The organism is Streptomyces sp. NPDC088915 (genome assembly GCF_044749825.1).
Lineage (GTDB): Bacteria > Actinomycetota > Actinomycetes > Streptomycetales > Streptomycetaceae > Streptomyces.
Window position 1 is genome coordinate 39,132 of the sequence record NZ_JBIVIR010000019.1, and the last position, 22,493, is coordinate 61,624.

Annotated in this window: 21 protein-coding genes; 5 read left to right on the forward strand and 16 right to left on the reverse strand. The window is 74.2% G+C overall.

Annotation, left to right across the window (positions count from 1 at the left end; all coding sequences use genetic code 11):
- The first annotated feature begins 9 nt into the window (after nucleotides 1–9).
- Nucleotides 10–1,209, forward strand: coding sequence for a PucR family transcriptional regulator (locus tag ACIP5O_RS30085; RefSeq protein WP_401298807.1), 1,200 nt, complete (start codon nucleotides 10–12; stop codon nucleotides 1,207–1,209).
- Between the two features lie 34 nt (nucleotides 1,210–1,243).
- On the opposite strand, the gene ACIP5O_RS30090 is transcribed toward ACIP5O_RS30085, so the two are convergent.
- From ACIP5O_RS30090 to ACIP5O_RS30120, 7 genes are all read right to left on the reverse strand, one after another.
- On the reverse strand, nucleotides 1,244–2,392 hold the full coding sequence (locus ACIP5O_RS30090) for a glycerate kinase (protein WP_401298809.1): 1,149 nt from the start codon (nucleotides 2,390–2,392) through the stop codon (nucleotides 1,244–1,246).
- A 182-nt stretch (nucleotides 2,393–2,574) separates the two neighbouring features.
- Nucleotides 2,575–2,778 carry a type II toxin-antitoxin system VapB family antitoxin gene (locus ACIP5O_RS30095; RefSeq protein WP_356548851.1) on the reverse strand — a complete coding sequence of 68 codons (204 nt, stop codon included), beginning with the start codon at nucleotides 2,776–2,778 and terminating at the stop codon, nucleotides 2,575–2,577.
- A 40-nt stretch (nucleotides 2,779–2,818) separates the two neighbouring features.
- Complete coding sequence (locus ACIP5O_RS30100; RefSeq protein WP_401298812.1) at nucleotides 2,819–3,319, reverse strand: methylated-DNA--[protein]-cysteine S-methyltransferase; 501 nt, start codon at nucleotides 3,317–3,319, stop codon at nucleotides 2,819–2,821.
- Between the two features lie 12 nt (nucleotides 3,320–3,331).
- Complete coding sequence (locus ACIP5O_RS30105; RefSeq protein WP_401298814.1) at nucleotides 3,332–4,807, reverse strand: AlkA N-terminal domain-containing protein; 1,476 nt, start codon at nucleotides 4,805–4,807, stop codon at nucleotides 3,332–3,334.
- Between the two features lie 136 nt (nucleotides 4,808–4,943).
- Nucleotides 4,944–5,564 (reverse strand): L-threonylcarbamoyladenylate synthase, encoded by a 621-nt coding sequence (locus tag ACIP5O_RS30110; RefSeq protein ID WP_356548848.1) that lies wholly within the window; start codon nucleotides 5,562–5,564, stop codon nucleotides 4,944–4,946.
- 10 nt (nucleotides 5,565–5,574) lie between these two features.
- Nucleotides 5,575–6,993 carry a phytoene desaturase family protein gene (locus ACIP5O_RS30115; protein WP_401299079.1) on the reverse strand — a complete coding sequence of 473 codons (1,419 nt, stop codon included), beginning with the start codon at nucleotides 6,991–6,993 and terminating at the stop codon, nucleotides 5,575–5,577.
- Between the two features lie 80 nt (nucleotides 6,994–7,073).
- The gene (locus ACIP5O_RS30120; RefSeq protein WP_401298818.1) at nucleotides 7,074–7,910 is read right to left on the reverse strand and encodes an inositol monophosphatase family protein; all 837 of its coding nucleotides are present in this window, start codon (nucleotides 7,908–7,910) and stop codon (nucleotides 7,074–7,076) included.
- 111 nt (nucleotides 7,911–8,021) lie between these two features.
- On the opposite strand from ACIP5O_RS30120, the gene ACIP5O_RS30125 reads away from it, so the two are divergent.
- Together ACIP5O_RS30125 and ACIP5O_RS30130 are read left to right on the forward strand one after the other, a co-directional pair.
- Nucleotides 8,022–9,077 carry a biotin/lipoate A/B protein ligase family protein gene (locus ACIP5O_RS30125; protein ID WP_401299081.1) on the forward strand — a complete coding sequence of 352 codons (1,056 nt, stop codon included), beginning with the start codon at nucleotides 8,022–8,024 and terminating at the stop codon, nucleotides 9,075–9,077.
- 196 nt (nucleotides 9,078–9,273) lie between these two features.
- Nucleotides 9,274–10,083, forward strand: a complete 810-nt coding sequence (locus ACIP5O_RS30130) for a serine protease (protein ID WP_401298821.1) — start codon at nucleotides 9,274–9,276, stop codon at nucleotides 10,081–10,083.
- Here the strand turns inward: ACIP5O_RS30130 and ACIP5O_RS30135 are convergent.
- From ACIP5O_RS30135 to ACIP5O_RS30170, 8 genes are all read right to left on the reverse strand, one after another.
- A complete protein-coding gene (locus tag ACIP5O_RS30135) occupies nucleotides 10,037–11,566 on the reverse strand; it encodes an NCS1 family nucleobase:cation symporter-1 (RefSeq protein WP_401298823.1) in 1,530 nt (509 codons plus the stop codon). The genes ACIP5O_RS30130 and ACIP5O_RS30135 overlap by 47 nt on opposite strands.
- Before the next feature lie 99 nt (nucleotides 11,567–11,665).
- Nucleotides 11,666–12,667, reverse strand: coding sequence for a TIGR03842 family LLM class F420-dependent oxidoreductase (locus tag ACIP5O_RS30140; protein ID WP_401298826.1), 1,002 nt, complete (start codon nucleotides 12,665–12,667; stop codon nucleotides 11,666–11,668).
- Between the two features lie 11 nt (nucleotides 12,668–12,678).
- The gene (gene hydA / locus ACIP5O_RS30145) at nucleotides 12,679–14,082 is read right to left on the reverse strand and encodes a dihydropyrimidinase (protein WP_401298829.1); all 1,404 of its coding nucleotides are present in this window, start codon (nucleotides 14,080–14,082) and stop codon (nucleotides 12,679–12,681) included.
- A gap of 47 nt (nucleotides 14,083–14,129) precedes the next feature.
- Nucleotides 14,130–15,410, reverse strand: a complete 1,281-nt coding sequence (locus tag ACIP5O_RS30150) for an aspartate aminotransferase family protein (protein WP_401298831.1) — start codon at nucleotides 15,408–15,410, stop codon at nucleotides 14,130–14,132.
- Entirely contained in the window at nucleotides 15,407–16,249 is an 843-nt protein-coding gene (locus ACIP5O_RS30155) for a nitrilase-related carbon-nitrogen hydrolase (protein WP_356548841.1), read from the reverse strand. Before ACIP5O_RS30155 ends, ACIP5O_RS30150 begins: the two co-directional genes overlap by 4 nt.
- A 219-nt stretch (nucleotides 16,250–16,468) precedes the next feature.
- Nucleotides 16,469–18,142 carry a UL36 very large tegument protein gene (locus ACIP5O_RS30160; RefSeq protein ID WP_401298835.1) on the reverse strand — a complete coding sequence of 558 codons (1,674 nt, stop codon included), beginning with the start codon at nucleotides 18,140–18,142 and terminating at the stop codon, nucleotides 16,469–16,471.
- Nucleotides 18,143–18,261: 119 nt separating this feature from the next.
- Nucleotides 18,262–18,645, reverse strand: coding sequence for a PPOX class F420-dependent oxidoreductase (locus ACIP5O_RS30165; protein ID WP_401298838.1), 384 nt, complete (start codon nucleotides 18,643–18,645; stop codon nucleotides 18,262–18,264).
- Between the two features lie 34 nt (nucleotides 18,646–18,679).
- On the reverse strand, nucleotides 18,680–18,931 hold the full coding sequence (locus tag ACIP5O_RS30170) for a helix-turn-helix transcriptional regulator (RefSeq protein WP_356548838.1): 252 nt from the start codon (nucleotides 18,929–18,931) through the stop codon (nucleotides 18,680–18,682).
- 32 nt (nucleotides 18,932–18,963) lie between these two features.
- On the opposite strand from ACIP5O_RS30170, the gene map reads away from it, so the two are divergent.
- Nucleotides 18,964–19,731, forward strand: a complete 768-nt coding sequence (gene map, locus ACIP5O_RS30175; RefSeq protein WP_401298842.1) for a type I methionyl aminopeptidase — start codon at nucleotides 18,964–18,966, stop codon at nucleotides 19,729–19,731.
- A gap of 31 nt (nucleotides 19,732–19,762) precedes the next feature.
- Here map and ggt read toward each other — a convergent pair whose 3' ends face one another.
- A complete protein-coding gene (gene ggt / locus ACIP5O_RS30180; RefSeq protein WP_401298845.1) occupies nucleotides 19,763–21,565 on the reverse strand; it encodes a gamma-glutamyltransferase in 1,803 nt (600 codons plus the stop codon).
- A gap of 104 nt (nucleotides 21,566–21,669) precedes the next feature.
- On the opposite strand from ggt, the gene ACIP5O_RS30185 reads away from it, so the two are divergent.
- The gene (locus ACIP5O_RS30185) at nucleotides 21,670–22,422 is read left to right on the forward strand and encodes a hypothetical protein (RefSeq protein WP_401298848.1); all 753 of its coding nucleotides are present in this window, start codon (nucleotides 21,670–21,672) and stop codon (nucleotides 22,420–22,422) included.
- Nucleotides 22,423–22,493: the final 71 nt, after the last annotated feature.

A 22,493-nucleotide genomic window follows, 5' to 3' on the forward strand; every position in this document is an offset into this window, starting at 1 on the left:
CCTCCCGGCATGGGACGGCGCAGACGGCGGACCGGTGACGACTGGAAGGTGCTCGCGCGGGCGTGCACGGAGCTTCTGGAGCGGGTGCCGGAGCTGGTGGACGAGCATCTGAGGGAACTCCACGCGTACGAGCCCGCCTACGGGCGGATCCTGCCGTACGACCAGCACTGGCAGGAGGCCCACGAGGCGATGCGGATCGGGATCGAGATGATCTCGGCGCCCCGGAACTCGCCCCGGCGGGACCTGGAGCACGCCGACGGGATGGGCCGGCGGCGGGCCGCGCAGGGCATGCCGCTCGAACTGGTCGTGCACGCCTACCGGCACGCCGGGCACCTGGTGTGGGACGCGCTGATCGAGGGGGCGGGGGCGGACGCGGTCCGCCTTGCGGCCCTGATGCAGTCGGCGACGACGGTGTGGTCGGCGGTGGACGCGCAGGCGGACACGGCGTCGGAGGCGTACCGGGAGACGGAGCTGGAGCTGCGCAGCCGTACGGACGAGCAGTTGCAGGCGCTCCTGGACGCGCTGCTCCAGGGGCAGCGCTCCCCCGAGCTGGTGGCGCGGGCGGCGGCGGGCCTGGACCTGGCGGAGCAGGGGCGGTACGCGGTGGTGGTGCTGCGCTACGACCGGCGGGAGGAGCGGGAGGCGTTCCACCGGCAGGTGCAGGGCGAGGGGGTGCGGTTCCTGTGGCGGATGGGCGCGGACTGCGAGCTGGGGGTGGCCGCGCTCGCCGGTGACACCGGTCTGGACGCGCTGTCGGAGCTGCTCGACGGGCGGTGTCCGGGGCCGGGCGGGATCAGTCCGGTGGTGGTGGGCCTGACCGAGCTGGGCCGGGCGCGCCGGCTCGCGGAGCTGGCGCTGCGCACGTGTCCGCCGGGCAGCCGGCGGATCGTGCGGCTCGACCGGCGGATGACGGGGGCGCTGGTGGTGGGCCAGCCGGAGATGGCGAGCCTGCTGGTCTCGGACGTCCTGGGCGGTCTCCTGGAGCTGGATCCGGCGGACCGGGCGGTGCTCCTGGAGACGCTGGACGCGTGGCTGGAGTGCGAGGGGTCGGCGGGGCGGGCGGCCGGGCGCCTGTACTGCCACCGCAACACGGTCTTCAACCGGCTGCGGCGGCTCGAACAGCTCACGTCGCGGTCGCTCTCGCGCCCGCGGGACCTCACGGAGATGACGCTGGCGCTCGACGCGTTCCGGCTGACGGGGCCGGGCTGACCGGGCCCGTCTCCGTACCCCTCCGGCCCGGGGGTCAGCTCAGGAAGTCCCGGGCGATGTCCGCCGCCGCCTCCTCCAGGAGCGGGCCCGCGTTCGCCATGGACTTCGCGGGGTCCGGCTCCAGGGCGGTGAGGGGGTAGGCGCGGCGGATCCCGGCCCTCCCCAGGGCCTCGGCGGGGAGGGCGAGGCGGCCGCAGACCGCGACGACCTCCTTGCCGGCCGCGCGGGCCGCGGCGGCGACGCCCGCCGGGGCCTTGCCGTGGAGGGTCTGCTCGTCGAGGGAGCCCTCGCCGGTGATGACGAGGGTGGCGCGCTCCAGGGCGGGGGCGAAGCCGAGGACCTCCAGCATCAGCTCGATGCCGGGGCGGAAGCTCGCGCCCAGGATGAGGGCGCCGTAGCCGATGCCGCCGGCGCCGCCCGCGCCGGGCGCGAGGGCGGCCTCGGCCGCCTTGGGGCCGACGGCCTTCTCCAGGACGGTGGCGTAGTGGGCGAGGGCCGCGTCGAGGGTCCGGACGTCGTCGGGGGTGGCGCCCTTCTGCGGGCCGTAGACGGCGGGGGCGCCCTTGGGGCCGGTGAGCGGGTTGTCGACGTCGCTCGCGAGGATCAGGTCGACCTCGGCGAAGCGGGGGTCGAGGCCGGTGAGGTCGGCCGTGGCCAGGTCCGCGAGGGCCGCGCCGCCGGGGCCGACGGGCTCGCCGGACGCGTCGAGGAAGCGGGCGCCGAGCGCGGCGAGCATGCCGGCGCCGCCGTCGGTGGTGGCGCTGCCGCCGACGCCGAAGACGACGGTGGTGGCACCGGCGTCCAGGGCGGCGCGGAGCAGTTCGCCGGAGCCGTACGTGGTCGCGGTGAGCGGGGCGAACTCGCCGGCCGGGAGGAGCTGGAGTCCGGAGGCCTCCGCCATCTCGACGACCGCGGTGGTGCCGCGCAGCGCGAACGCGGCGGTGACCGGTTCGCCGACCGGTCCCGTCACCGTCGCCTCGTGGCGCTCGAACCCGGCCGCGACGGCCGCCGCGACGGTGCCGTCGCCGCCGTCCGCGACGGGGAGCGTCTCCACCTCCAGGTCCGGGACGACCCGTCGCAGACCCGCCGTGACCCGCTGCGCGACCTCCACGGCCGTGAGCGAACCCTTGAACTTGTCGGCCGCCACGAGCACGCGAGCGACCGTTGCTGCTCCGTCCGTCACCTTGCATCCCTTGCTTTCGAACGTGCAGTCGCGCCGCCGCCGACCCTATCCGGACCGCCGGACGCCGTGCCACCCCCCTGATGTGCGGATATTCCGCACCATAGGAGGGTCGCACGCGTACGGAACCGGGCGGGGCGGCGACCGCCACCCCGCACTGCGGCGCGCGGCGAGGGCCGGCGGCCTCAGCCCTGCTGCGGTTCCGGCGGGACGATCTCGCCGGTGCGCACCGGTTCGTCGCGGCCGGCGGTGCGGGCCTCGGTGCGGTGGCCGCGGGCGATGTAGTCGCGGACGACCGCCTCGACGGCGTCCTGCGGGTTGTTGATCCCCCCGAGGACCATGACTTCCACGACGAGTTCGGCGTCGAGCGCGATGTTCACCTTGGCCATGCCGGGAACCTAACACCCGGGCGGCGGGAGGACACCGGGTTCAGAACAGGGCGTCGGGCTCCTTCGCCCCCGACTCGAAGGCCAGGAGCCGCTGCTTGCGGTCGAGGCCGCCGCCGTAGCCGGTGAGGCCGCCGCCGGCGCCGATCACCCGGTGGCAGGGGACGACGATGCTGACGGGGTTCTTGCCGTTGGCCAGGCCGACGGCGCGGGAGGCGCCGGGGCTCCCCAGCTCCTCGGCGAGTTCGCCGTACGTCCGGGTCTCCCCGTACGGGATGAGGCTCAGGCGTTCCCAGACGCGGAGCTGGAACGGGGTGCCGACCAGGTGCAGGGGCAGGTCGAACGCGGTGAGTTCGCCGGCGAAGTAGGCGTCGAGCTGGCGGACCGCCTCTCCGAAGGGGCGCGGGTCGGGCTCGCCGAAGGTCTCCTCGGGCGGGCGGTGGCGCTGGCCGGTCATGTGGACGCGGCTGAGGACGCCGTCGACGGCGACGAGGGTCAGCGGCTCGTACGGGCTGTCGACGACGGTGTGCCGGACGGTGGGCACGGGGTGACCTCCTCAGGAGGGCAGGTGGTTGATCGGGTGGGTGTCGGTGGCCCAGAGGTACTGGACGGCGTAGGCGCGCCAGGGGCGCCAGTGCGCGGCGCGGGCGGTCAGCGCGGCCGGGGTGGCGGGCAGGCCGAGGCCTTCGGCGGCGCGGCGGACGCCGAGGTCGCCGGGGAGGAAGGCGTCGGGGTCGCCGAGGGCCCGCATGGCGATGATCTCCGTGGTCCAGGGGCCGAAGCCGGGCAGGGCGAGCAGCCGGGCGCGGGCCTCCTCGCGGTCGTCGGCGGGGCCGAGGGGCAGCGAGCCGTCGGCGAGGGCGCGGACCAGGGTGAGCAGGGTGGTGCGGCGGCTGCGGGGCAGGGCCAGCGTCTCGGGGTCGAGGGCGGCGAGCGCCCCGGGCTCCGGGAAGAGGTGGGTGAGGCCGCCCTCGGGGTCGTCGACCGGGGTGCCGTGGGCGGCGACGAGCCGGGCGGCGTGGGTGCGGGCGGCGGCGGTGGAGACCTGCTGGCCGAGGACGGCCCGTACGGCGAACTCGGCGGGGTCGACGGAGCCGGGCACCCGGCGGCCGGGGGCCGCGTCGACGAGGGGGGCGAGCAGCGGGTCGGCGCGCAGCCGCTCGTCGACGGCGACGGGGTCGGCGTCGAGGTCGAGGAGCCGGCGGCAGCGGCTGATGGCGCCGGTGAGGTCGCGCGGGTCGGTGAGGGAGAGCCGGCAGGCGATGTGGTCGGCGCGCGGGGCGAGGGCGACGGTGCCGTGCCCGTACGGGAGGTTCAGGGTCCGGCGGTAGGCGCCGTCCCGCCACTCCTCGACGCCGGGGACGGCGGTGGCGGCGAGGTGGCCGAAGAGGTTGGAGGGTTCGAGGGGGGCGCGGAACGGCAGCCGGAGGGTGATCGCGCCGGAGGCGGGGGCCTGCCTGCCTGCCGGGCGGGCGGCGCGGGCGCGCAGCTCGCCGGGGGTGAGGGCGAAGACCTCGCGAACGGTCTCGTTGAAGGCGCGGATGGAGGAGAACCCGGCGGCGAAGGCGACCTCGCCCAGGGGCATCGGGGTCGTCTCGACGAGGACCCGGGCGGTCTGGGCGCGCTGGGCGCGGGCCAGGGCGAGGGGTCCGGCGCCGAGTTCGGCGAGGAGCTGGCGCTCGATCTGGCGGGTGGACCAGCCGAGCCGCCGGGCGAGCCCGGGGACGCCCTCGCGGTCGACGACGCCGTCCTGGATGAGCCGCATCGCGCGGGCGACGGCGTCGGCCCGGACGTTCCACTGGGGGGAGCCGGGGCTGGTGTCGGGCCGGCACCGCTTGCAGGCCCGGAAGCCGGCGCGCTGGCAGGAGGCGGCGCTGGGGTGGAACTCCATGTTCTCGGGCTTGGGCGGGGCGACCGGGCAGCTCGGCCGGCAGTAGATCCGGGTGGTGCGGACGGCGGTGAAGAACACGCCGTCGAAGCGGGCGTCCTTCGACCGGACCGCCCGCACGCAGCGCTCGGTGTCGGTGTGCATGGATCCATGATCGGGGGCGGACGGCGCCGGGGCTGGCGGAAAAACGACATGGCCGTCCGGGCCGGGGTCCGTCCGGTGCCGATCCGCCGGCCGGGCCCCGGGGGCCTGGGCACGGGGCCTGGGGGCCCGGGGCCCGCTACTCGAAGCGGGTGGTGTCCCCCGCTCCCCGGCGGACGATCTCGGGCTCGCCGCTGGAGAAGTCGACGACGGTGGTGGGTTCGGTGCCGCAGTCGCCGGAGTCGAGGACCGCGTCGACCTGGTGGTCGAGCCGCTCCTTGATCTCCCAGCCCTGGGTCAGCGGCTCGTCCTCGTCGGGCAGGAGCAGGGTGCTGGAGAGCAGCGGCTCGCCGAGTTCGGCGAGGAGGGCCTGGGTGGCGACGTGGTCGGGGATGCGGACGCCGACCGTCTTCTTCTTGGGGTGGAGGAGCTGGCGCGGCACCTCCTTGGTGCCGGGCAGGATGAAGGTGTACGGACCGGGGGTGGCCGCCTTGACGGCGCGGAAGACGTCGTTGTCGATGTGCACGAGCTGCCCGAGCTGGGCGAAGTCCCTGCACATGAGGGTGAAGTGGTGCCGGTCGTCGAGGTCGCGGATCGCCCGGATGCGGCCGATGCCGTCGCGGCTGCCCATGCGGGTGCCGAGCGCGTAGCAGGAGTCGGTCGGGTACGCGACGAGCGCCCCGTTCCGGATGCTGTCGGCCACCGCGGAGATGGTGCGCGGCTGCGGGTTGTCGGGGTGCACGTCGAAGTACTTGGCCATGGGGGCCAGTCTAATTTTCGCGGGCGGAGGCGCGCAGGCGCCGCCAGACCGCCTTCGCCGCGTTGTGTCCGGACATGCCGTGCACGCCGGGGCCGGGCGGGGTGGCGGAGGAGCAGAGGAAGACCGCGGGGTGCGGTGTGTCGTAGGGGCGCAGCGACAGGGTGGGGCGCAGCAGGAGCTGGAGGCCGCGGGCGGCGCCGCAGGCGATGTCGCCGCCGACGTAGTTGGCGTTGTGCGCGACGAGTTCGGCGGGTCCGGCGGTGGCGCGGGCCAGGACGCGGTCGCGGAAGCCGGGGGCGAAGCGCTCGATCTGGCGCTCGATCGCCCCGGTGAGGTCGCCGCGCCAGTTGTTGGGCACGTGCCCGTACGCCCAGAAGACGTGCTTGCCCCCGGGGGCGCGGGAGGGGTCGACGAGGCTGGGCTGGGCGGTGATGAGGAAGGGGGCGTCGGGGGCGGTGCCGGAGGAGGCCTGGTTCAGGGCGGTGCCGATCTCCCCGGCGGTGGGGCCGATCTGGACGGTCCCGGCGCGCCGGGGCTCCTCGGCGGTCCACGGCACGGGCCCGTCGAGCGCGTAGTCGACCTTGAAGACGGCGGCGCCGTACCGGTAGTGGTCGTAGTGGCCGCCGAGGCCGGCGATGCGGGCGAGGGCGGTGGGCGAGGTGTCGAAGACGTAGGCGCGGGCCGGCGGCAGGTCGTCGAGGCGCTTGACCTCGAAGTCGGTGTGGACGGCGCCGCCGAGGTCCTTCAGGTACGCGGCGAGGGCGTCGGAGATCGACTGCGAGCCGCCCCGGGGCAGCGGCCAGCCGCCGGCGTGGGCGGCGAGCGCGAAGACGAGGCCGACGGCGCCGGTGGCGAGGCCGTCGAGCGGGGCGATGACGTGGCCGACGAGCCCGGCGAGGAGCGCGCGGGCCTTCTCGTCCCGGAAGCGGCGCATCAGCCAGGTGGAGGGCGGCAGTCCGGCGAGGCCGAAGCGGGCGAGGGTGACCGGGTCGCGGGGCAGCGCGGTGAGCGGGAGCTGCATGAAGTCCGCCGCCAGGGTGTCCCACTTGCCGAGGAAGGGGGCGACGAGCCTGCGGTACGCCCCGGCGTCGCGCGGTCCGAAGGAGGCGGCGGTCTCGGCGACGGAGCGGGAGAGGACGGCGGCGGTGCCGTCGTCCCAGGGGTGGGCCATGGGCAGTTCGGGGTGGAGCCACTCCAGGCCGTACCGGTCGAGCGGCATGGTCTTGAAGACGGGCGAGCCGGCGCCGAGGGGGTGCACGGCGGAGCAGGGGTCGTGCCGGAAGCCGGGGAGGGTGAGCTCCTCGGTCCTGGCGCCGCCGCCGACGGTGGACTTCGCCTCGAAGACGGCCACGGAGAGGCCCCTGCGGGCCAGTTCGACGGCGGCGGTCAGTCCGTTGGGCCCCGCCCCCACGACGACGGCGTCGAGCATCGGCGTCCTGTGCGTCACCTGCGGGCTCCTTCGTCAGCCGGTGGCCGGGTTCTCAGGATAGGGGGCCGGGTGCGGCGGTCTCACCGCCCCCCGAGGAGGGTCCGTATCCGCTCGGCGGTCGCCGCGTCGCGGGCCGCGGTGAACGGCAGCGCGTTGCCCCCAGTGACGCGGAAGGGTTCCCCGGAGACGGTGGTGTCCGTGCCGCCCGCCTCGGCGACCAGGAGGAGTCCGGCCGCGTGGTCCCACGCGTACTCCCAGGAGAAGGCGACCCCGGAGAGCGCCCCGCGCGCCACGGCGAGGTACTCGAGTCCGGCGGAGCCGCAGGGGCGGGGCCGGACGCCGTCGGTGTCCAGGCCGAGCAGGGCGCGCTTCTGCTCCGGGGTGGTGTAGTCGGGGTGCGAGGAGGCGACCTCCAGGACCTCGCCGGGCGCGGGCGAGCCGGAGCGCAGCGGTTCTCCGTTCAGCGTGGCGCCGCGGCCGCGGACCGCGACGGCCATCTGCTCCAGTGCGGGCGCGTACGTCCAGGAGGCGAGGACCTCGCCGTGCCGGGCGAGGGCGACGAGGGTGCAGAAGGCGGGGTCGCCGTGGACGAACTGGCGGGTGCCGTCGACGGGGTCGACGATCCACACGGGCGCGTCGCCGCCCAGCGCGTCGTAGACCGCCGGGTCGGCGTGGACGGCCTCCTCGCCGACGACCACGGAGCCGGGGAGGAGCGCGGTGAGGGAGGCGGTGAGGTGGGCCTCGGCGGCCCGGTCGGCGACGGTGACCAGGTCGTGCGGGCCGTTCTTCTCGACGATCTCGTGGGCGGCGAGCTGCCGGAAGCGCGGCATGACCTCGGCGGCGGCGGCCTTGCGGACCGCCTCCTCCACCTCGGTCGTACCGCCGGCGAGGACGTGCTCAAGGAAGTCTTCGATCATGCGTCCAGCCAAGCACGCCGCTCTGACGAACGGTACGGCGCATCCGTCACCGGGCGTTTCCCCGGGGAGTACCCTTTGGCCGAGTTCATCCCTTACCCGCAGGAGGAGCCCGTGCACGGCGAGTACAAGGTCCCGGGCGGAAAGCTGGTGGTCGTCGACCTCGACGCCGAGGACGGCGTCCTGCGGAACGTCCGGGTCGCGGGGGACTTCTTCCTGGAGCCCGACGAGGCGATCCTCGCGATCGACCGGGCCCTGGAGGGCGCGCCGGCCGACACCGACGCCGCCGGGCTCGCGGCGCGGATCGACGCGGCGCTGCCGCCGGGCACGCACATGTTCGGGCTGACGTCGGAGGGGGTCGGGATCGCGGTCCGCCGCGCCCTCGCCCACGCCACGGACTGGACCGACTACGACTGGCGGTTGATCCACGAGCCGCCGCGGTCCCCCGCCCTGCACATGGCGCTCGACGAGGTCCTGACGGCCGAGGTGGCGGCCGGCCGCCGCCCGCCGACCCTGCGGGTGTGGGAGTGGGGCGCCCCGGCGGTGGTGATCGGCAGCTTCCAGTCCCTGCGCAACGAGGTCGACCCGGAGGCGGCCGAGCGGCACGGGATCCGGGTGGTGCGGCGGATCAGCGGCGGCGGGGCCATGTTCATCGAGCCGGGCAACACCATCACGTACTCGCTCTCCGTCCCCGACGCCCTGGTGCAGGGCCTGTCCTTCGTCGACAGCTACGCCTACCTGGACGACTGGGTGCTCGGCGCGCTCGGCGACATGGGGGTCCGGGCCTGGTACCAGCCGCTCAACGACATCGCCACGGACGCCGGGAAGATCGCGGGCGCCGCGCAGAAGCGGGTCGTCACGGGCGGGGGCGCGGTGCTGCACCACGTGACGATGGCGTACGACATCGACGCGGACAAGATGACGGAGGTGCTCCGCATCGGCCGGGAGAAGCTCTCCGACAAGGGCACGAAGAGCGCGAAGAAGCGGGTGGACCCGCTGCGGCGCCAGACGGGCCTGCCGCGCGAGGCGGTGATCGAGCGGATGATCGCCTCCTTCCGGAACCGGTACGGCCTGTCGGAGGACCGGCTCACGGAGGAGGAGCTGACGCGGGCGGAGGAGCTCGTGGCGTCCAAGTTCGGCACGGAGGAGTGGACGGCCCGGGTGCCGTAGCCCGCTCCGTAAGGACACCGCCGGGCCCGTCCGGACACCACCGGACCCCGCCCGAACGCCAGTCCGGTCATCGTGCCCGGGTGACCGGAGCGCGTCCGGTTCGTTGATGCCGACGCGGGCCGGTGGGCGTGCGGAGGAAACGTCTTTGCACACGGCCGGCCCCGGGGAAGACGGTGTCGACGGTTCGGAGTTCTCCATGGGATGGGCGCGGAAGCTCGTGGCCGCGGTCGCGGGTGCGGTGATGGGCGCGGGCCCGCTCGGGATCGCACCGGCGCACGCGGTCGTCGGCGGCCGGGAGGCCCGGCCGCACCAGTATCCGTTCATGGCGGGGCTCGTGGACCTGAGGGAGCACCGGGTGATGTGCGGCGGGGCGCTGATCGGCGACCGGTACGTGCTGACCGCCGCGCACTGCCTGACGGGCTCGTACGGCAGCACGGCGCGGGTGGGGGTGCTGCTCGGCGACCACGACCTGACCACCGGGGACGACAGTCCGAACGCGCTCCTCGCGGCCCCGGCCCGGTTCCTGACGCACCCGGAGTACGACCCGGAGACCCAGCGGAACGACATCGCGCTGATCCGTCTTTCCGAGCCGGTCGCGTCCGGCCGGGACGTGCGCCCGGTCGCCCTCCCCGGCGCGTCCGCGCACGGCACCTTCGACCACACGCAGGTCGAGGCCCCCGGCTGGGGCGCCACCTCGTTCGGCGGACCGACCTCCGACGTCCTGCGGACGGTGACCCTCGGCACCATGAGCAACCGCACGTGCGCCTCCCGGGGCATGTCCCGGGTGACGCCCGCCCAGCTCTGCACGTACGCCCCCGGCCGCGACACCTGCCAGTACGACTCCGGCGGCCCCCTCGTCCACACGGCGGCCCGGGAGCCGTACCTGGTGGGCCTGGTCTCCTACGGGCGCGGCTGCGCCACCGACACCCCCGCCGTGAACACCCGCGTCCGGTCGTACCTCACCTGGATCGGACAGGTGACCGGGCTGCCGTCCCGCGCCTCATGAGGGCGGTGTACAGGAGCAGCGAGGCGGCGAGGCCCACCGCCCAGCCGTAGTCGGCGAGCGGCTCCAGGAAGGGGATCAGGCCGTCCTCGGGGAACGGGCCGGTGCCGGGGGCCGAGTGGGAGCCGCCCACGGCGAGGACCCCGCCGACGGCGAAGGCGAGGACGGCGACCGGGTTCCAGCCGCCCCGGTACCAGTAGGGGCCGTCGGCCCGGTAGAGCCCGGCGAGGTCGAGGACGGTGCGGCGGACGAGCCAGTAGTCGGCGATGAGGATGCCGGCGACCGTCCCGAGGAGCCCGCCGACCAGACCGAGCCAGGTGAAGATGTAGAGCTCGGGGGTGGCGGTGAGCTTCCACGGCATGATGACCACGCCGACGACGCCGGTGATCAGCGCGCCCGTGCGGAAGCCGATCAGCTTCGGGGCGAGGTGGGCGAGGTCGTACGCCGGGGAGACGACGTTCGCCGCGATGTTCACCGACAGGGTGGCCACCAGGACCGTCACCAGGGCGAAGAGGAGCCCGAAGACGTTGTCGGTCCTGGCCGCGAGGACGACCGGGTCCCAGACGGGCGCCCCGTACACGGCCTGCGAGCCGGAGGTGACGAGCACCGAGAGCAGTGCGAAGAGGGTCATGGTGGTGGGCAGGCCGAGGGTCTGGCCCCACACCTGGGCGCGCTGGCCCGCGCCGAAGCGGGTGAAGTCGGGGATGTTGAGGCTGAGGGTGGCCCAGAAGGCGATCATGCCCATCAGGGACGGGAAGAAGACGGGCCAGAAGTCGGCGCCCCAGCCCAGCTTCGAGGGCTGGTCGAGGAGCGGGCCGAGGCCGCCGGCCTTGGCGGAGACCCAGACGAGGAGGACGAGCGCGCCGACGATGACGAAGGGCGCGGCCCAGTTCTCGAAGCGGCGCAGGGCTTCCATGCCGCGGTGGATGATGGCGAGTTCGAGGGCCCAGAAGAGGACGAAGCAGAGCCACAGGGTCCAGGGCTGGCCGCCGATCCGCGAGGCCTCCGACCAGCCGCCGAAGACCTTGTCGAGCAGGACGAAGACGCCCTGGCCGCCGATCCAGGTCTGGATGCCGAACCAGGCGCAGGCCACCCCGGCGCGGATCAGCGCGGGCAGGTTGGCGCCGCGCAGCCCGAAGGAGGCGCGGGCGAGGACGGGGAAGGGGATGCCGTACTTGGGCCCGGCGTGCCCGGTGAGCAGCATCGGGAGGAGGACGATCACGTTGGCCAGGGCGATCGTCAGGACGGCCTGCTTCCAGTCCATGCCGAGGGCGACGAGACCGGAGGCGAGCATCCAGGAGGGTATGTTGTGGGCCATGCCGACCCAGAGGGCGGTGAAGTTGTACGTGGTCCAGCGGCGCCGTTCGACGGGGACGGGGAGCAGGTCGTCGTTGACGAAGCGGGGGTCGGCCGGGACCGTGCCGGGCGCGAGCTCGACACGGCCGTCGGTTATGGCGGGTCTTCCCGCGGGGGAGGTGGCGGTCATGGCGGCGGAACCCTTCGTTCGTTCGGCGGGGGACGGAACGAGCCGTGCGGGGCATGGGGGGTCCGTGCGGGGCGCGGGGCTACGGAAAGGGGCGCGGGGCTACGGGGCGAGCGCCGGGATGACCTCGGAGCCGTACGCGTCGATCGTGGACTCCTTGGCGTCGTGCATCGCGTACACCGCGAACTGGTCCACGCCCATGTCCCGGAGCCGTCGCAGCTTCTCGACGTGGGCCTCGGCGGGGCCGAGGAGGCAGAAGCGGTCGACGATCCCGTCGGGGACGAAGTCGGTGGAGGGGTTTCCGGCGCGGCCGTGGTGCGAGTAGTCGTAGCCGTGCCGGTTCTTGATGTACGCGGTGAGCTCCTCCGGGACCATGCCCGAGTGCTCGCCGTACTTCTCCACCAGGTCGGCGACGTGGTTGCCGACCATGCCGCCGAACCAGCGGCACTGTTCCCGGGCGTGGGCCAGGTCGTCACCGACGTACGCGGGGGCGGCGACGCAGATGGTGAGGGCGTCGGGGTCGCGGCCGGCGTCGGTGGCGGCCTGGCGGACGGCCTTGACCATCCACTCGGTGAGGAAGGGGTCGGCGAGCTGGAGGATGAAGCCGTCGGCCTTCTGCCCGGCGAGGGCCAGGGCCTTGGGGCCGTACGCCGCCATCCACACCGGCAGCTTTCCGTTCTTGATCCAGGGGATGCGGATCGGGTTGCCGTCGACCTCGGCCTCGCGGCCCTCCGCCAGGTCGCGGATGACGTCGATGGCCTCGCCCAGGCGGGCCAGGGTGTTGGGCTTGCGGCCCGCGACCCGCATCGCCGAGTCGCCGCGCCCGATCCCGCAGACCGTGCGGTTGCCGAACATGTCGTTGAGGGTGGCGAAGGTGGAGGCGGTGACCTCCCAGGTGCGGGTGCCCGGGTTGGTCACCATGGGGCCGACGCGGAGCTTGGTGGTGTGCTCCAGGATCTGGCTGTAGACGACGAAGGGTTCCTGCCACAGCACGGCGGAGTCGAAGGTCCAGCCGTAGCGGAAGCCGTTGCGCTCCGCCCGGCGCATCAGGCCGACGACCTGCGAGGCGGGCGGGTCGGTCTGCAGGACGAGTCCGAAGTCCAAGGCGCGGTCTCCTAGTTCAGGTATTGGCAGGTGGAGCGGGGGGTGAAGACCCCGTGCCCGGCGCGGCCGACGTACTTCCGCTGGTCGATGACGACCTCGCCCCGCGAGAGGACCGTCTCGACCTGCCCGGTGACGGTCCTCCCCTCGTACGCCGAGTAGTCGACGTTCATGTGGTGGGTCCCGGCCGAGAGGGTCTGCGTGGCGTGCGGGTCGTAGACGACGACGTCGGCGTCCGCGCCGGGCGCGAGCGTGCCCTTCTGCGGGTAGAGGCCGAACATCCTCGCCGGTGTCGCGCAGGCGATCTCGATCCAGCGGCGCCGGGAGATGTGCCCGTCGACGACGGCCTGGTGGAGCAGGTCCATGCGGTTCTCCACCCCCGGCAGCCCGTTGGGGATCTTGGAGAAGTCGCCCCGGCCGAGGTCCTTCTGGCCGGTGAAGCAGAAGGGGCAGTGGTCGGTGGAGACCACCTGGAGGTCGTTGGTGCGCAGGCCCCGCCACAGCGCCGCCTGGTGCTCCTTCGGCCGCAGGGGCGTGCTGCACACGTACTTGGCGCCCTCGAAGCCCGGCTCCGCGAGGTTGTCGGTGGACAGGAAGAGGTACTGGGGGCAGGTCTCGCCGAAGACCGGCAGCCCCATGTCCCGGGCCGCCGCCAGCTCCGCCACCGCCTCCTGGGCCGACACGTGCACGACGTAGAGCGGGGCGCCGGCCACCCGGGCGAGCTGGATCGCCCGGTGGGTGGCCTCCGCCTCCAGGAGGGCCTTGCGGACCTCGCCGTGGTACCGGGGATCGGTCTCGCCCCGGGCCAGGGCCTGTTCGACGAGGACGTCGATGGCGATGCCGTTCTCGGCGTGCGTCATGATCAGCCCGCCGTTCTCGGCGGAGCGCTGCATGGCGCGCAGGATCTGCCCGTCGTCGCTGTAGAAGACGCCGGGGTACGCCATGAAGAGCTTGAAGGAGGAGATCCCCTCCTGGACCAGCTTGTCCATCTCCTTGAGCGTGTGCGCGTTGACGTCGGACAGGATCATGTGGAACGCGTAGTCGATCGCGCAGACGCCGTCGGCCTTGGCGTACCAGGTGTCGAGCCCCTCGCGCAGGGTGCGGCCCACGGTCTGGACGGCGAAGTCGACGACGGTGGTGGTGCCGCCCCAGGCGGCGGCGCGGGTGCCGGTCTCGAAGGTGTCGGAGGCGGAGGTGCCGCCGAAGGGCAGTTCCATGTGGGTGTGGACGTCGACGCCGCCCGGGATGACGTAGCGGTCGGTGGCGTCGACGGTCCGGTCGGCGGTCCAGCCGGCCGCCGCGTCCGAGCCGTGGGCCGCGAGGGCGGCCACGCGGCCGTCCTCGATCAGCACGTCGGCGTGGACCTCGTCGGCGGCGGTGACGACCAGGCCGCCCCGGATGAGGGTACGGGTGCTCACGGGACTCTCCCTGTCTCTGGGGCGGGACTGCGGGGCGGCCGGCGGGACTACAGGGACCGGAGGGCCGCTTCGAGGAGCGCGGCGCCCTCCTCTGCCTCGGAGACGGTGAGGGAGAGCGGCGGGGCGATGCGCAGGGTGCTGGTGTCGTGTCCGCCGCCCTTGCCGATGAGCAGGCCGTTCTCGCGGGCGGCCTCCAGGACGGCGGCGGCCGCGTCGGGGTCGGCGCGGTCGGTGCCGGGCTCGGTGAGTTCGATGCCGATCATGAGCCCCCGGCCGCGCACCTCCCGTACGGCGGGGATTCCCGCGCAGGCGGCCCGGACGCGCTCGATGAGGAGGCCGCCGACCCGGCGCGCGTTGCCCTGGAGGTCGTGCTCCAGGAGGTACGAGAGGTTGGCGAGCCCGGCGGCCATGGTGACGGGCGAACCGCCGAAGGTGGAGATGGAGTTGGCGTCGAGGCAGTTCATGACCTCGGCGCGGGCGACGACCCCGCCGATCGACATGCCGTTGCCGATGCCCTTGGCGAAGGTGAGGATGTCGGGCGGCCCGGCCTGGCCGTGGGCCTGCCAGCCCCAGAAGTGCTCGCCGGTGCGGCCCCAGCCGGTCTGCACCTCGTCCGCGATCCACAGGATGCCGTGCCGGTCCAGGACGCGGCGGAAGGCGGCGTACAGGCCGTCGGGCGGGGAGGTGAAGCCGCCGACGCCCTGGATGGGCTCCGCGATGAGGGCGGCGGCGTTCCGGGTGTGCCCGAGGAGGTCTTCGAGGTCGGCGACGCAGGCCTCGACGAACCGCTCGTCGTTGTACTCGGCGTAGGGGCCGCGGGTGCGGACGCCGCCGTGCACGTAGAGCGTCTGGAGCGGGGAGAGGCCGGTGGGCGACCAGGCGCGGTTGCCGGTGATGCCGACGGTGGAGAAGGAGCGGCCGTGGTAGCTGTTGCGCATCGCCAGGATCTGGTTCGAGCCGCGGTACGCGGTGGCCAGGAGGAGCGCGGTGTCGTTGGCCTCGGTGCCGGAGGTGGTGAAGAAGACGCGGGCGTCGGGGATGCCGGAGAGCCCGGCGATCCGTTCGGCCAGCTCCACCATGGGCCGGTTGAGGTAGAGCGTCGAGGAGTGGATGATCCGCCCGGCCTGCTCGGCGACGGCCTTGGTGACCTCGGGCAGGGCGTGGGCGGTCATGGTGGTGAGGATGCCGCCGAAGAAGTCGAGGTACCTGCGGCCCTCGGCGTCCCAGACGTGGCGGCCCTCGCCGTGGGTGATCTCGAGGGGGTCGCGGTAGTAGAGGGCGACCCAGTCGGGGATGACGGCCTTGTGCCGGTCGTAGAGGTCGTTCACGGCTTCACCAGCCCGTCGTAGGCGTCGGGGCGGCGGTCCCGGTAGAAGGCCCACTGCTGCCGGACCTGCTCGATGAGGCCGAAGTCGAGGTCGCGGACGACGAGTTCCTCGGTCTTGTCGGAGGCGACGTCGCCGACGAAGCGGCCGCGCGGGTCGACGAAGTAGCTCGTGCCGTAGAAGTCGTTGTCGCCGTACTCCTCGACGCCGACGCGGTTGATGGCGGCGACGAAGTACTCGTTGGCGACGGCGGCGGCCGGCTGCTCCAGCTGCCAGAGGTGGGCGGAGAGGCCGCGGTGGGTGGCGGACGGGTTGTAGACCAACTGGGCTCCGTTGAGTCCGAGTTCGCGCCAGCCCTCCGGGAAGTGGCGGTCGTAGCAGATGTAGACGCCGACCTTGCCGACGGCGGTGTCGAAGACCGGCCAGCCGACGTTTCCCGGGCGGAAGTAGTACTTCTCCCAGAAGCCCTCGACCTGGGGGATGTGGTGCTTGCGGTACTTGCCGAGGTAGCTGCCGTCGGCGTCGATCACGGCGGCGGTGTTGTAGTAGAAGCCCTCGCCCTCGACCTCGAAGACGGGGACCACGATCACCATCCCGGTCTCGCGGGCGAGGTCCCGCATCCGGCTGACGGTCGGGCCGTCGGGGACGGGCTCGGCCCAGCGGTAGTGCTCGGCCTCCTGCACCTGGCAGAAGTAGGGGGCGTTGAACACCTCCTGGAAGCCGATCACCTTGGCGCCCTGCCGGGCGGCCTCCCGGGCGTGCTCCTCGTGTTTGGCGATCATGGATTCGGTGTCGCCGGTCCAGGTCGCCTGGACGAGCGCGGCGCGTACGACGTCGGACATGAGCTGCTCCTTCGGCACGGCGTCAGAGAGCCTCTACGCACGTAGACGCGATGCGTAGGAGGAGAACGTAAGCCCCGTCACATCCCGGAGCAAGACCGCCGCCGGGAACCGACCGGGTCGATCATGTTTCATACCCGACTGGTCCACATCGGACACGTACCGACACGTGAGGGACGCGTACGGGGAAGACCCGCGACCCGTACGGGCACGGACCCCCGGTCATCCGGTCGCCAGGCCCGCCACGCGGAGGGCGTGGAGGAGGTCGCGCTCGCGGCCGGCGGACACCGCCCGGGCCGCGTGGAGGAGTTGGGGGACGAGGCCGCGCGGATCCGCACCCGCGAGACGGGCCGCGTCCTCGGGGGCGCGGACGCGGACGAAGGCGGTCAGGAGGGCGTGGGCCTCGCGGTGGTGCTCCTCGGCGCGCAGGGCGGCGCAGGCCCCGGCCAGCTCCTCGACCGGGCGGGCCACCCCCTGGCGGAGGAGCTGCTCGCAGTCGGCCGCCCGGCCCGCGTCCGCGAGGACGCCGGCGACGGCGGCGAGCCGGTCGGGCGGCAGCGAGGCCGCCTCCCAGAGCAGGGTGGACCAGTCGGCGCCGAGACCGGCCCGGTGCAGCTCGTCGGCGAGGGCGGGCAGCCGGGCGGGCGGGCCGCCCAGCGCCTCGCAGAGCAGGGCGTGGGCCTCGCCGCCGCGGCCCCGGGCGCGGAGCCTGCGGAGGGCGTAGACGGCGTTCGCCGCGGCGCGGGCGGCCTCGGCGGGGTCCTCCGCCGGGCCCCCGGCACGCCTCCCGGCCGACTCCCTGCCCGGTCTCCCGCCCGGCGCCCCGGGCCCGGCGGCGCCGCCGAAGCGGGCGCCGCGGGGTGCGGCGCCCCCGGCCGGGAGCACGGGCACGGACGCGCGTACGGGTGCGGGTGCGGCCTCCGCCTCCTGCGCCTCGTCGCCCTCCTCCAGCCAGGCGTACCGGGCGCCGCGGGGTCGGCGCTTGGCCTTGGCGGTCCTGGCGGTCTCGGCGGCCTTCCCCACGTGCTCCGGCTCCGCCGGGGAGCCGGAGGCGGCCGAGGAACCAGGCACGGCCGGAGAGCCAGGGGCGGCCAAGGAGTCGGGCGCGGCCGGGTAGTCGGGCGCGGCCGAGGAACCGGACACGGCCGAGGAACCGGACACGGCCGAGGAACCGGGCACGGCCGGAGAGCCAGGGATGGCCAAGGAGCCGGGCGCGGCCGGGTAGTCGGGCGCGGCCGAGGAACCGGACACGGCCGGAGAGCCAGGGGCGGCCGAGGAACCGCGCGCGGCCGGAGAGTCAGGCGCGAAGGACGCGGTCGGTGCGGGCGCCACGGCCGCCGCCGGGTACGGCGCCTGACCCGACACCGGAGCGGCGGCCGGAGCCGTCGCGGCCCGCCCCCACTCCCCCGTCCCCGCCAGCCGGGCCGTGAGTTCCGCGACCCGGGCGGCGGCCCTGGCCCGGTCGTCCCGGACCCAGGCGAGGTCGCGCTCCAGGCGGGCGGCCTCCTCGGGGCCGGGGGCCGGGACCGCGCCGAGCCGTTCGCCCAGTTCGCGGGCGCGGGAATCGGCGTACCGGCGTTTGCGCTCCATCAGCTCCCGGCGTTCGGCGAGCGCCGCCGCGCCGGGCCCGCGGTCGTGGGCGCCCGCGGCCGCCACGTACAGCGCGCGGCCCCGGGCGGCGAAGGGCCCGCCGGCGGCTTCTCCGGCGTCCTGGAGCAGGGACGAGACGACGTCCCAGGGCAGGAGTTCCACACCGTCGAAGCAGGCGCGCAGGCCCTCCGGATCGCGTGCGGCGAAGACCCCGTACCAGCCGGCGTCCGGCCGGAGACGGGCCGCGAGACCCGTCAGCCAGTGGGTGAACTCGGCCACTTCCGCCGGGTATCGAGTCACCGTCATGCGTCACGCACCTGCCCCGCAGTCGACTGGAACCGTACGGTCCGCGGGTATTGGACCGCAGTCGTGTTACGGGACGACTACGGACCGTTTTCGTGCGGGTGCCCGCCCCCTCGCGGGCTTCACGGAAAGCGCACGACGATCCCGGTGTGCGGCCGCTTGCCGAGCCGGAAGAGCGTGGCCGGCACGTCGAGGAACCAGAACTGCCAGGTGTACTTGCGCAGGAGCAGCTTCCGGACGCGGCGCAGCTCCTCCCCCGTCACGAGGCGGGCCTCGCCGGTCACGCGCTCGGCCCCCTCGGGGACGTTGCCGCGCACGTCGCAGACGGCGGCCACGACCCGGGGGTCGTTCCGCAGCCGCTTGACCTTCCAGGAGTCGGTGCGGGTCCAGGCGTACAGCTCGGAGCCCTCCACCGCGTACCAGACGGGTGTCGCGACCCCCGTGCCGTTCCTGCGGAAGGTGGTCAGACTGACGTAGCGGCCGCGCCGCAGCTCCTCGGGAATCATGCCCGGAGCCTAAGCCCGGGGGCACCCCTCCCCCTCAGGCGGGGACCGGGACGCAGAGCGTCACCAGTTCGTCCATGGAGAGCCGGAGGACTCCGGCGAGGGCCGCGACGGTGAAGAAGGCCGGGGTCGGGGCCCGGCCGGTCTCGATCTTGCGGAGGGTCTCGGCGGAGAGGCCGGCGGCCGCCGCGATCTCGGCCATGGACCGCTCGCCGCGCGCCTCGCGCAGGAGCAGGCCCAGGCGCTCGCCGCGCTCGCGCTCTTCGGGGGTCAGGGGTGTGCGCACCATGACGCCATTCTAATACCGGTATAGTAATTGGCATGGTGGAGATCAAGACGAACGAGTCCCTGGCGGCCATGCGCGAGAGCGGACGGGTGGTGGCCCGTGCCCTGGCGGCCGTGCGGGAGAAGGCCGCGCCCGGCGTCCGGCTGACGGAGCTGGACCGGGTCGCGCGCGAGGTGCTGGCCGAGGCGGGCGCCGACTCGCCCTTCCTCGGCTACCACCCGGAGTGGGCGCCGGTGCCGTTCCCTGCGGTGGTGTGCGTCTCGGTGAACGACGCGATCGTGCACGGCGTCCCGGACGACACCCGGCTCGCGCCGGGCGACCTGGTGTCCGCGGACTGCGGGGCGCTGCTCGGCGGCTGGGCGGGCGACTCGGCCGTCAGCTTCACGGTCGGCCGGGCCCGGCCGGAGGACGCCCGGCTGATCGCCACGGCGGAGGAGGCCCTGGAGGCCGGCATCGCGGCGGCCGTCGTCGGCAACCGGATCGGGGACGTCGCGCACGCGATCGGCCGGGTCTGCCGGGCCGCCGGGTACGGCATCCCGGACGGCTTCGGCGGGCACGGGATCGGCCGCACCATGCATGAGGACCCGGGCGTCCCCAACGAGGGACGCCCGGGCCGGGGCATGAAGCTGCGCCACGGGATGACGCTCGCGATCGAGCCGATGCTCGTCGGCGGCGGCACGGACGACTACTACACGGCGCGGGACGGCTGGACGATGCGCACGGTCGACGGCTCGCGCGCCGCGCACGCCGAGCACACGGTGGCGATCACGGACGACGGCCCGCGCATCCTGACGGCGCTGTAGGCGCCTCCGGATCGCCCCGCGAGAAAGCCGCCTACCTCCCCGCCGGCCGCACCACCATCGCGGACCCCCCGCCCCGGCGGACCTTCTCCGCGGCGGCCACCCAGCGGCCGTCCGGCAGGCGCTGGACGCCGGTCGCGGCGCCGATCTCCGGGTTCTGTCGGAAGCCGTGCCCGATCGCCTCCAGTTCGGCGCGGACGGGGCTGTTCCACAGGGCGGGTTCGAGTTCGGTGGTGGCCTGGTTGCGCTGGCTGGCGCGCGGCGCGGCGATCGCCTCGACGAGCGGCAGGTGCCGGTCGACGACCCCGGTGAGGGTCTGGAGGACGGTGGTGATGATGGTCGCGCCGCCCGGCGAGCCGAGCGCGAGGACGGGCCTGTCGTGCCGGTCGAGGACGATCGTCGGGGAGATCGAGGAGCGCGGCCGCTTGCCGGGTCCGGGCAGGTTCGGGTCGTGGACCGCCGGGTTCGCCGGGGCGAAGGAGAAGTCGGTCAGCTCGTTGTTGAGTAGGAAGCCCCGGCCGGGCACGGTGATCCCGCTGCCGCCGGTGGACTCGATGGTGAGGGTGTACGCGACGACGTTGCCCCACTTGTCGGCCACCGTCAGGTGGGTGGTGTTCTCGCCCTCGTACGTGGTCGGGGCGGCGGTCCCGCCGGGGGCGCACGGCGCCGGGTCGCGGGGGTCGCCGGGCGCGAGCGGGCTGGTCAGGGCGGCGTCGTCGCGGATCAGGCAGGCGCGGGAGTCCGCGAACCGCTGGGAGAGCAGGCCGCGCGTCGGCACGGACTCGAAGGCCGGGTCCCCGACCCAGCGGCCCCGGTCGGCGAAGGCGATGCGGCTGGCCTCGACGAAGCGGTGCAGGTAGCGGGTCTGCGAGGCCCGGGAGAGATCGGTGCCCTCCAGGATGTTGAGCGCCTCGCCGACGCCGGTGCCGCCGGAGGAGGAGGGGGCCATGCCGTAGACGTCGAGGCCCCGGTACGAGACCTTCGTCGGCGCGCGGAACACGGTCCGGTACGACGCCAGGTCGCGTTCCGTCAGGTCGCCGGAGCGGACGTTCCGGGTGGCGCCGGGGCGGACGGGGGGCTTGCGGACGGTGGTGACGATGTCCCGGGCGAGCGGCCCCTCGTAGAGCGCGCCGACGCCCTCGCGGCCGAGCTTCTCGTACGTACGGGCGAGGTCGGGGTTCTTGAAGCGGGAGCCGACCGCGGGCAGTCGCCCGCCGGGCAGGAAGAGCCGCGAGGTGGCCGGGAAGTCACGGAAGCGGGCCTCGTTGGCGGCCGTCTGGGAGCGGAAGGTCTCGTCGACGGCGAAGCCCTCGCGGGCGAGCCGCTCGGCTGGTTCGAGCAGGGCGGAGAGCCGCTTGCTGCCCCAGGCGTCGAGGGCGGACTCCCAGGTCGCCGGGGTGCCGGGGGTGCCGACGCCGCGGCCGCTGGTCATGCCCTCCTCGAACGGGATGGGGGCGCCGTTCTCCACGAAGAGGTGCGCGTCGGCGGAGCGGGGCGCGGTCTCGCGACCGTCGATCGTGTGCACGGAGCGGCTCTTCGCGTCGTAGTAGACGAAGTAGCCGCCGCCCCCGATGCCGGCCGAGTAGGGCTCGGTGACGCCGAGCGCGGCCGCGACGGCGACGGCGGCGTCGACCGCGTTGCCGCCCTTGCGGAGCACCTCGATCCCGGCGGCCGAGGCGTCGGCGTCGACACTGGCGACGGCGCCGCCGTATCCGGTCGCGACGGGCTCCTTGAGGGGTGGTTTCGCCACCGCCGCCGGCGGAGCGGCGGCACCCATCGAGAGGACCGTCGCCGTGACGGCGAGAACGGAGACCTTGCCAGCGGCGGAGCGACGCATTCGTACCTCCAGTCAACAACCGTCCGCGCAGCGTAACTTCCTCCGCCCCCTCCCGTCAGGAACGCCTCGAACGACAGGCCGAACGGCCGCTAGCATGCGCGCCCATGAACGAAGACGTGCGCAACATCGTGCTCGGGGTGCTCGCCACCGGTGTCAGCGCCTCCCTCGGCTGGCTCGGCCGCACGTACGGGTGGCGGCGGAGACTCCGCCGCAAGCAGGCGTTCTTCGGGCTCCCCGGGGGCTCGGAGTGCCTGCTCGTGGTCAACAGGGAGTCCGGCGGGGACAACGTGGTGCACCGCTACGACGTCTTCGCGCTGCTCGAACTCTCCGCGCTCGTCAAGGACTGCGGCGCGCAGGCCCGCATCCTGCCGCACGACCGGGCCCACCAGGGCTTCGGCGACCGCACGGAGTTCTGCGTGGGAGGCCCGTACTCGAACAGGCGCATGGCCGCTCACCTCACCACCCTGCTGCCGGGCGTGCGGATGAACGTGGAGGTCGAGCCGCCCGAGCTCCGGGGCTCGGTCACGATCGGCGGCGAGCGGTACCTCATGGAGAAGGGGCTGTCGGAGTACGTGCTCCTGGCCCGGCTCACGGCCGGGGAGGACCACCGGCCGGTCTTCCTCTTCTGCGGCCAGCGGGCGATCACCAACCAGGCCGCGACCCGCTATCTGGCCCGTCACCACGAGGCCCTGAGCCGGCGTCACCGCGACGGCTCGTTCGTCCTGCTCCTGAAGGTGGTCAACTCGGAGGCGTACGGCCCCGACGTGGTCGAACTGGTGGCCGACGTGACGCGCGCGGCCCGCACGGCTCCCCCGGCTCCCGAGCCCTCCGCCGCCGAACCGGCGGCGACGGCCTGACCGGCAGGGGTCCGACGAGGTGAAGACGTCACCATCATGACAGGTCAGAGGCGTTTTTCGTAGGACCGAAC